Origin of the sequence: Roseobacter sp. (assembly GCF_024639605.1) — a bacterium.
Classification (GTDB): domain Bacteria; phylum Pseudomonadota; class Alphaproteobacteria; order Rhodobacterales; family Rhodobacteraceae; genus Roseobacter.
On the sequence record NZ_JAHEHZ010000133.1, the window covers coordinates 1 to 9,512 of the forward strand.

7 protein-coding genes are annotated in these 9,512 nt (G+C 60.3%); 2 read left to right on the forward strand and 5 right to left on the reverse strand.

Annotated elements, in window-relative coordinates; genetic code table 11:
• From Q0M35_RS14815 to Q0M35_RS14825, 3 genes are all read right to left on the reverse strand, one after another.
• Nucleotides 1-1,477 (reverse strand): monovalent cation/H+ antiporter subunit D (locus Q0M35_RS14815; protein WP_295316643.1); only part of this gene is annotated, 1,477 nt, incomplete at its 3' end.
• On the reverse strand, nucleotides 1,474-1,830 hold the full coding sequence (locus tag Q0M35_RS14820; protein ID WP_169639243.1) for a Na+/H+ antiporter subunit C: 357 nt from the start codon (nucleotides 1,828-1,830) through the stop codon (nucleotides 1,474-1,476). The genes Q0M35_RS14820 and Q0M35_RS14815, both read right to left, overlap by 4 nt.
• Before the next feature lies 1 nt (nucleotide 1,831).
• Entirely contained in the window at nucleotides 1,832-4,696 is a 2,865-nt protein-coding gene (locus Q0M35_RS14825; protein ID WP_295316645.1) for a monovalent cation/H+ antiporter subunit A, read from the reverse strand.
• Nucleotides 4,697-5,113: 417 nt separating this feature from the next.
• Between Q0M35_RS14825 and Q0M35_RS14830 the strand changes: the two genes are divergently transcribed.
• Complete coding sequence (locus Q0M35_RS14830) at nucleotides 5,114-6,082, forward strand: D-2-hydroxyacid dehydrogenase (RefSeq protein ID WP_295316647.1); 969 nt, start codon at nucleotides 5,114-5,116, stop codon at nucleotides 6,080-6,082.
• Nucleotides 6,083-6,097: 15 nt separating this feature from the next.
• Here Q0M35_RS14830 and Q0M35_RS14835 read toward each other — a convergent pair whose 3' ends face one another.
• Both Q0M35_RS14835 and Q0M35_RS14840 read right to left on the reverse strand, forming a co-directional pair.
• Complete coding sequence (locus Q0M35_RS14835) at nucleotides 6,098-7,882, reverse strand: TRAP transporter fused permease subunit (protein ID WP_295316649.1); 1,785 nt, start codon at nucleotides 7,880-7,882, stop codon at nucleotides 6,098-6,100.
• A 38-nt stretch (nucleotides 7,883-7,920) separates the two neighbouring features.
• On the reverse strand, nucleotides 7,921-8,877 hold the full coding sequence (locus tag Q0M35_RS14840) for a TAXI family TRAP transporter solute-binding subunit (RefSeq protein WP_295316651.1): 957 nt from the start codon (nucleotides 8,875-8,877) through the stop codon (nucleotides 7,921-7,923).
• A 339-nt stretch (nucleotides 8,878-9,216) separates the two neighbouring features.
• Here Q0M35_RS14840 and Q0M35_RS14845 point away from each other — a divergent pair.
• Nucleotides 9,217-9,512: hypothetical protein (locus Q0M35_RS14845; RefSeq protein WP_295316653.1), on the forward strand; the 296-nt coding region annotated here is incomplete at its 3' end.

A 9,512-nucleotide genomic window follows, 5' to 3' on the forward strand; every position in this document is an offset into this window, starting at 1 on the left:
CAGGCGCGAACAGCCCCGCAGCGATACTGCCCGTATAGCGGTGAACGATCCCCCCGAAGACAGTGTGCAGCACCAGGAGGATCAGCAGAACACCGACCGCCCCGTACGACAGGATCGTCGGTCGGGCGTAGATTTCAGCCTTGTCCGGCACCACAACACTTGTGGCTTTCCAGAAGATTACGCTGCCGGCGCGGGCAAAGCCCACAATACTGACAAGGCTGGAGATCAGGATGACCGCCCAGACCCAGGATGCATGGGGCGTCCCAAAGGCAGCATCAAGGATCAGCAGCTTGCCGAGGAACCCCGAGAGCGGCGGCAGGCCGGCCATCGCGATGGCGGCTGCAAAGAACAGGATCGATGTCGCCGTCGCCCCGGCCGCAGGGGGCTGTGCCGTCAGCATCAGGTTACCGCGCCCGGTGCGCACCAGATCTGTGATCAGGAAAAGTGCGCCCGCTGCCAGCGTGGAGTGCACGATGTAATACAGTGCTGCCGAGATGCTGGTCGGAGTGAAGAGCGAAATTGAGATCAGCACCATTCCCATCGAGCCGATCACCGAAAAGGCGACAAGCCTGTTCAGTTCGCGCGCAGCCAGCACGCCGGTCATTCCGATGGCCAGCGATATCAGCGCCGCCGGCAACAGCCAGACGTCAAAGAGCCCCGCAGTGACCTCAAGATCCGGCGGAAAGATGATGGTATAGACCCGGATGATCGCGTAAGCGCCCACCTTGGTCATGATCGCAAAGAGTGCTGCCACCGGCGCGGGGGCTTCGGCATAACTCGACGGCAGCCAGAAATGCAATGGCACAAGGGCTGCCTTGATCGCAAAGACCATCAGCAGCAGCACCGCCGCAACCCGGATCCCCACTGTCGCCTCAGGCCCGATCAGAGTTACTCGCTCTGCCAGATCGGCCATGTTGAGTGTTCCGGTTTCAGCATAGATGGAGCCCAGAGCAAAGAGAAAGAGCGTGGAGCCCAGAAGGTTGAACAGGACATACTGTACGCCCGCCCGCAGCCTTTCGTTGCCGCCTGCATGGATCATCAGCCCGTAGGAGGCGATAAGAAGAACCTCAAAGAAGACAAAGAGGTTAAAGAGGTCACCGGTGAGAAATGCACCCATAATCCCCATCAGCTGAAACTGATAAAGCGCGTGGAAATGCCGCCCCCGGTCGTCCCAGCCGGATCCGATCGCATAGAGCAGCACAAAGAGCGCCAGCACCGAGGTCAGCAGAACCATCAGCGTTGAAAGCCTGTCACCAACCACCACGATGCCAAAAGGCGCCGCCCAGTCACCAAGCTGATAAAGCGTGACCGTCCCGTCGGCTGCCTGCCACGCCAGACCGGCGGCAACGGCGATCAGCGCCAGCACGCCCGCCACCGAGAAAACCCGCTGGATCCCAAGGTGATAGCGCGCGGCCAGTACGATAAAGGGTGCAAGGATTGCCGGCAGAATGACGGGAACGATAATCCAGTGAATCATGTCACATCCCTCCCGCCGTCTTTTTCAGGCAGGAGCGGATCATCCACGCTGTCATCATCCGAGCCGAGATAAGCGCCCAATGAGATCATCACGACAACCGCCGTCATCCCGAAAGAGATCACGATTGCCGTCAGCACCAGCGCCTGAGGCAGAGGATCGGTATAGGTCTCAACCCCTTTCTGCAGGATCGGCGGCGCGCCCACGGTCAGACGACCGGAGGCAAAGAGAAACACATTGACCGCATAGGTCAGCAGCGACACCCCGAGGATGACCGGAAAGGTGCGCAGACGCAGCACCAGATAAAGCCCGGCCGCGGTGAGAATGCCGATGGCGGAAGCGACAAGCAGTTCCATGTTATGCCTCCCCCCCTGCCGGCTGCGGATCATCACGCGACGGGTCGATGTCCATGGGGTGTTCGCTGTCCTTTACATGGGCACGGCGCGCGAGGCGCGAGAAGCTTTCCAGCGAGAGCATCACCGCACCGACCACCGCCAGAAACACGCCCAGATCAAACAGCGCCGCCGTGGCCAGTTCGAACTCATTGAAGGGCGGGATACGCACGTAGGTAAAATCCGACGTCAGGAAGGGTTTGGCAAAGAACCAGGATCCGATACCTGTGAGCCCGGCGATCAGAACACCCGCCCCGATCACCCCGTGATAGGGATATCTCAGGCGCGCCGAGGTCCAGCTGAACCCGCTGGCCATATACTGCATCACAACGCCGATCGACACGATCAGACCCGCAATGAAGCCGCCGCCCGGCTCATTGTGGCCCCGCAGGAAGATGTAAAAGCCGACCATCACCACAACGGGCATGATCACCCGGGTCAGAACCACCATCATCATCGGGTGCATGTCACCCGCAAGTGGCTGGTCAGGCCTGCGGTTGAGCAGCCGTGCCCGTACCGGCCCTGAAAGCAGCGTCTCTGTCAGCGCATAGATCAGCAGCGCCGCGATCCCCAGAACAATAATCTCGCCATAGGTATCAAAGCCCCGGAAATCCACGAGGATCACGTTTACGACGTTGGTACCGCCACCGCCTTTGTAAGAATTGGCAAGGTGGAATTCCGAAATCGGCGTCGCGACCGCATCACGCATGAGATAGTGATAAGACAGCGCCATGGTACCAAGCCCGCCGACGATGCCGACCGCTGCGTCACGGGTGCGGCGCAGCACGCTGCTTTCCACCGGTGTGCGATTGGGCAGGAAGTTCAGCGCCAGCAAGAGCAGAATGATCGTGACCACTTCGACCGTGATCTGTGTCATCGCGAGATCCGGCGCACTGAAGAACACAAAGCCCACCGAGACCATAAGCCCCGCGATCCCGATCAGAATAAGCGCCAGCAACCGGTTGCGGTGCTGGAACACCAGCGCCACGGTTGCAGCCACCAGCATCAGCCAGCCTGCAATTGGCACCGACTCCGCAGGTTGCATGCTGCGGGTCGCCGGACCTGTCACACCTGTGCTCCACGCATGGGCACCGGCCGCAACAACGGTCACGGCAAAGATTGCCGCATAGCGGGTAAAAGCACCATTATGCAGACCGTGCGAGAACGTGCGCGCGGCTGAAACAGCCGCAGCGATCACGGCCTCGAATATGGTTTTCGCCTCGGGGCGCGGTGCGGTATCCCAGAGTTTCAGCGCGGGTCTGAAGAGCGACAGAAGGATCAGACCGCCGACGGTCGCGGCGATCGACATATAAAGCGCTGGCACCAGGCCATGCCAGATTTTGAAATAGGCTTTGGGCACATCGGCCGGGTCTCCCAGCACCGATGCCGTCACCATTTTCACAAAAGGCTCCGCAAGAAACGGCGCAAGACCAATGACCACGACCAGCACGGTCAGGATCGCAGGGGGCATCCACATGCCCGCACCCGGATCGTGTGGTTTAGCCGGATAATCGTCGCGCACAGGTCCAAGGAAGGTATGCGCAATAAGCCGGAAGCTGTAGGCCGCCGAAAAGAGTGATCCGAGAACGGCAAGCCCGGGCACCAGCCAGTGCGAGCCGAAAAGCACTGTGTGATAGGCTTCTTCCAGCATCATCTCCTTGGAGAGGAACCCGTTCAGCAGCGGAATACCGGCCATCGACAGCGCCGCGATCGTGACGATTACAAACGTCACCGGCATCAGCGTCCGCAGCCCGCCCAGCCTGCGGATATCGCGGGTATGAGCCTCGTGGTCGACAATGCCCGCTGACATAAAGAGCGCCGCCTTGAACGTTGCATGGTTCAGAATATGGAAAACCGCGGCCATCGCGCCGAACGCCGTGCCGGTTCCGAGCAGCATGGTGATCAGCCCCAGATGGCTGACGGTCGAAAATGCCAGCAGGGCTTTGAGATCATGTTTAAAGAGCGCGATAACCGCCCCGATGACCATAGTCACAAGACCCGCGGTGGTCACGATCACGAACCATTCCGGCGTGCCCGAAAGCACCGGCCACATGCGCGCCATCAGGAAAATACCGGCCTTTACCATCGTGGCCGAGTGCAGATAGGCCGATACCGGGGTCGGTGCAGCCATGGCATGCGGCAGCCAGAAGTGGAACGGGAACTGCGCCGATTTGGTAAAACAGCCCGCCAGGATCAGGAGCAGCGCCGGCAGATAAAGCGGGCTTTCCTGAATGACATCGCGGTTCTGCAGGATCACGCTGAGATCATAGCTGCCGACGATCTGGCCGAGGATCAGCATACCCGCGATCATTGCAAGCCCACCCATACCCGTGATGGTCAGTGCCATGCGCGCGCCCTGCCGGCCTTCGGGCAGATGTTTCCAGTAACCGATAAGCAGGAAGGACGACAGCGAGGTCAGTTCCCAGAAAATCAGCAAGAGCAGTATGTTATCACTCAGAACGATTCCGACCATCGCGCCCTGAAAGAGCAGCAGATAGGTGAAAAATTCGCCCATATTGTCTTCGCGCGAGAGGTAGAACCGCCCGTATGTGATGATAAGCAGGCCAATTCCGAGGATCAGCAGCGCAAAGAAAAAGCCCAGACCGTCGAGCATCAGCGTAAAGTTCATCCCCAGCGCCGGCATCCAGTCGACCCCGGCCTGGACCACTTCGCCCGCCATCACCGCAGGCAGGTTGGTCAGCAACCCGATGAAGGCCATCAGCGACACCATAAAGGTAACACCGGCGCAGGCCGCGCGACCGGCCGAGTTCATCAGCCCCGGCAAAAGAGCGCCAAGGAAGGGCAGGGCAACGATAAGGAAGAGGGACACGCGAACTCCTGATCTCAGGGCCTGAAAAAAGTTCCCCAATGTGTGTGCCACTTTGGCGCCGACCTCAAGAGAAACCGACATCTTTGCGCCCAAAACCGCACGTCTGTGCAGAACAAAACAGAACCATTGCAGTCACATGGGTTGAATAAACCTTGTTTGCTGCGGGTTCTGTCCGGCTGGAAGGTGCATCTGGCGGGCCTGTGATGCGAAAGCTCCCTCCGGCGCAGAAAACCGATGCTTCCGGGCCGGTGCAGCGCCCGTGCAGCCGTTGATCCCCGCTGCCGGGCCGGGCAAAGCAGGGCCGGACAGGGAACCAGGTCGCGATCCCGGCGGTTGCGATTGCAATACGCGATCACAAAACAGACGCAACAGACCGGCCGCAGCCGACAGAGCAGAGCTTCATAAGGAAAATGTCATATGGCGCGAGCGCCCCGCATTCTGATCCACAGCGATCAGACCGCCCCGCAGAAAGCCAGCCTGCTTGCCGCCTGCCCCGGTGCGCAGGTCGGCACCTGTAGCACCAATGCCGGCCTGCCCGCGGCGATTTCAACACACAGGCCGGATGTCGTTTATTCGGTCAGGTTTGATCCCGCGCCTGGGTTTCCTGCCAAAGCCCTTTTCGCCGAAGGAGGCCCGGTCTGGGTGGCCAACGGCGGGGCCGGAACTGACCATCTGGGCCATTGGAACACGGACCGCGTTACAGTCACCAACGCTGCCGGGGTCGCCGCCGATATGATCGCCGAATACGTGATGGGCTGCATTCTGCACTTTACGCTCGATGTACCGGGCTTTGTTCAGGACAAAGCGCTCAGGCGCTGGCAGATGCGATCTGTTGTACCGGTGAAAGGTAAAACAATGCTGATCGTCGGTCTGGGGCACACCGGACGCGCGATCGCGGCACGCGCAAAAGCTTTTGGCATGCAGGTGACCGGCACACGTGCCAGCCCTGAGGCGATGGAGAACGTTGACGATGTGCGCCCGTCTCAGGACCTTTTCCGGTTGCTGCCGCAGGCAGATGTGGTTGTGGTCTGCACCCCGCTGACAGATGACACCCGCGATATGCTTAGCGCGGATGCGATCGGGGTGATTAAAGAAGGGGCTGTTTTTGTCGATGTGTCCCGTGGTGGTGTCACCGATCAGGATGCCCTGCGCGCAGCACTTAATTCAGGCCGGATTGCCGGAGCGGCTCTGGATGTGTTCCCCGCCGAACCCCTGCCCCCGTCAAGCCCGCTCTGGAACACCGCCAACCTGCTGATCTCGCCGCATTGCTCTGCCGTGCACAAAGACTGGGACGAAGCTTCCTTTGCGCTTTTCCTGCGCAATCTGGACAACTGGCTGAACGGACGGCCGCTGTTTAATGTGGTTGATCCGGACCGGGGTTACTGAACCGGGTTCTGGTGCTCAGAACAACAGACCCGGGAATGTCGCGACACTCCCCACCGCGAAAAGCCCGGCGCGGATCACCAGGTCTGACCGCCCGATCAGCGCATAAGAGAAACAGGATAACCCGACGGCCACATGCGCGAATGCGAGGACTGCCGCCGCGGGTTCGCTTGCGATACGGATCAGACTTTCGTTGGCAATCATGCTGAGCGGAATGACGTAGAGCCCGACGCCCAGCGCCATTGCGGTCAGCGCCACGCGCAACCAGTTCTCTCCGATCATCCCGGCCGCAATGAATACCGCGCCGCAAACGGGCGGTGTGATGGTCGACAAAAGAGCGAACCAGAAAACAAACAGATGTGTCTGCAAAGGTTCAAGGCCAAGCTCGATCAGCGCCGGTCCTGCGACCGAAACGCAGATCACATAGGCCGCCGTCGTCGGCACCTCCATGCCCAGAAGCAGACAGGCCGCTGCCGTCAGCAACAGCGCCGGCCAGAGCTCTCCGCCCGATCCTGACAGAATAACCGAGGTCGTCTTGACGCCGAGGCCCGTGATGCCGAGCACACCGATGATGATGGAAGCGCAAAGAATAATAATCGCGATCATGGCAACCTGCCGCCCGGCGCTGAGCATCGCGTCACCCGTCCGCGCAAGTCCCTGCCGCAAATTAAAGCCGGGCGTCGCGTCAAACATCAGCGCAGCAGCCCCGGCAAAGATCGCAAGTGCCGCCGCATACTGCGCCGTGAAACCAAGCGCGAACATGGCGATCAGCAGCACGGAGAAGGGCACAAGGAAGAACCCCGAGGTGATGATCACGGCGCGCCTGCCAGGCCGCTCATCCTCGGGCACCGCGCGCAATTCAAAACGCTGCGCATAGGCGTTAATGCCCATCCAGACCGTCAAGAAATAGAGGATGGCAGGCAGCAGTGCCGCAATCATGATTTCCACATAGGGCACGCCGGTCAGCTCAACCATCACAAAGGCCCCCGCCCCCATCAGCGGCGGCATGATCTGTCCGCCCGAGGACGCCACCGCCTCGACTGCGGCCGCGAGGCGTTTCGGATAGCCGAGCTTTGTCATCGCAGGCAGAGTGATCGCCCCGGTAGAGGCCACATTCGCCGATGCAGAGCCTGAAATAGAGCCGAAAAGTGCCGAGGAGAGCACAGACACTTTTGCCGCTCCGCCGGTCAGACGCCCGGCGGCCACCGAAGCCACATTCATGAACCCCTGCCCGGCCTCACCCGCGTTAAGCACCGCGCCAAAGATCACGAATATCGCAACGACGCCGACAGAAACACCCGTCAGGCTGCCCCAGAGCCCGCCTTCCGCGACAATCAGCGTGCCCAGAAAACTGCGCAGCGGTGTGCCGGCGTGTCCGAACTCTCCGGGAATGTGCTGCCCGAAAAGCCCGTAGAGCAACGCGGCAAAGGCGACCATCGGCAGCGGCCAGCCAATCATCCGCCTCGCGCCCTCCATCACGATCAGAAGCAGCACCAGAGAAAGACCCACCTGAAACGGGTCTTCGAGAAAACCGTACTGATTGCGCAGGGCCGCATGGTTGAGCGCAATCCACAGGCATCCGGCAACGCCGACTGCCGCAATAATGGCCCCCCGGAGAGCTGCACCGCGTGTCGCAGCGCCGAAAACAAACACCCACGGCAGGACCAGCGCCATGTGCAAAGGACGCGCCACCAGGTTCGGCACCAGTCCGAAGAAAATCAGCCCGATGTGGAAGGCACAGGTCAGCGCGCCGAGGGCAATCCAGAGCGCGCGCAGGGGTATCGGGCCGATTTCATTCTGCATGGGTGGCCCGTGCCCCGCTTGGGGGCGCGGGAGTGCGATTACATCTGCGCGTCACTCAAAGATGCGCCGATTTCCTGGTAATATCGGATCGCGCCGGGGTGAATCCGGCTGGTGATATTGCTCAGCATATCGGTCGACACGCCCGCCCACCATGCAGCATCTCCAGCCATATCCTCGCGCGTCTCCCAATATGTTTTTGTCAGCAGATAGGCGGTGTCATCATCCATCTTTGACGTGGTGTAGGCGACCACGGGAAGAGAGGTTGTCGTGATATCTTCGCTCTGACCCGCATAGGTGCCGGCAGGAATGGTCAGCCGAGTGCGCTTGGACATATCGATCTGCGCATCATCGAGGGAAAGCACCTTCACACCGGTTGAGGCGGCAGCTTCGATCACATTGGGCGCAGGCCAGGACCCGGCCGTGACAAAGCCGTCGATCTGTCCGTTCTTGAGAGCGTTCACAGCGTTTGAAAGCTCAGAATCCGCAACTGTCACTTTGCCTTCCAGCCCGAAAAGTTCGATATATTTCGCACCCTCCCGCGCCCCGAAAGACCCGCTGCCAAGCAGGATGGTTTTGCCTTCCAAATCCGCAAAGCTCTGCACGCCGCTGTCCGCAGACATAACAAAATGCATAGTCAGCGAGGGGATCGGGAAAAGCGCTCTGATCTCATCAAAGGCCGGATCGCCCTTGCCTTCAAACATCGCCTTGCCCTCCTGCGCAAGACCGATGAGAGCTGGTGGCGTGGTAAAGACATAATCACCGCCACGGGCGCGCACTTCCATCACGTTCTGCACCGACCCCTGGCTTTCTTCGACCGTGACGGAGACGTCCCCCCCGGTGCCTTCCTTCATCGCCTCGGCGATCTGTACCGCCATCTGAAAGTATGACGACCCCGCCTTGGCCGACTTATACGTGACACGGGTTTCTGCCGCCGCGCCGGAGCCCAGTACAATTGCCGTCGCGGCGATGACTGAGACTGATCTGAGAAATGTCATGGTTACCCTCCCGGTTTCATTCCCGCAAACCATCTCCTGGCAACACTCAAAGCGCAAGGGCGGGCCTGGCCACAGGCGAACTGAAGGGAGGGGCGCTGGTACCCGCAAGGCCACAGATGAGCACAGAGATAGTGACCCTTTTGCAGCGAAAGTGGTCTTTGCACCGGAGCCATCCTGAGGACAGGTCTCCAGCGATACAGCGCAGAACGGAAATTACCTGTTTTGCCGACAAAGCTGACCGGCCCTGCGTGGCATCCGGAGTTCTTGATTTCCGGCAAATCCTGTTCGCGCCGGTATCCCGCATTGTGCCGCATTGCGACAGGGACACGCTGCACCTGCATGGTATTCATCACAGATGAGCAAAGCAGGTTGCATAGCAAAGGACCGATATCCGGATCTGTTTCAGCCTTTCACCACGGCTTTGCCGAATGGGCCGGGGTGGACGCGTATTACGAGCCGGAGGTCATCCACAAATCACCCGGCGGATCCGACCGTCTCAACGCCGGTGCGAGGTCGGCGGATGCAGGTCTTTTCAGTTTGCGTCTCACGGGTGCACCGCCGTACGCCCGCATTACCCTGAACCTCGTGCACATTGCGCTGCCGCTCAACATCGGCGAGCAGCATCAGAGGAACCC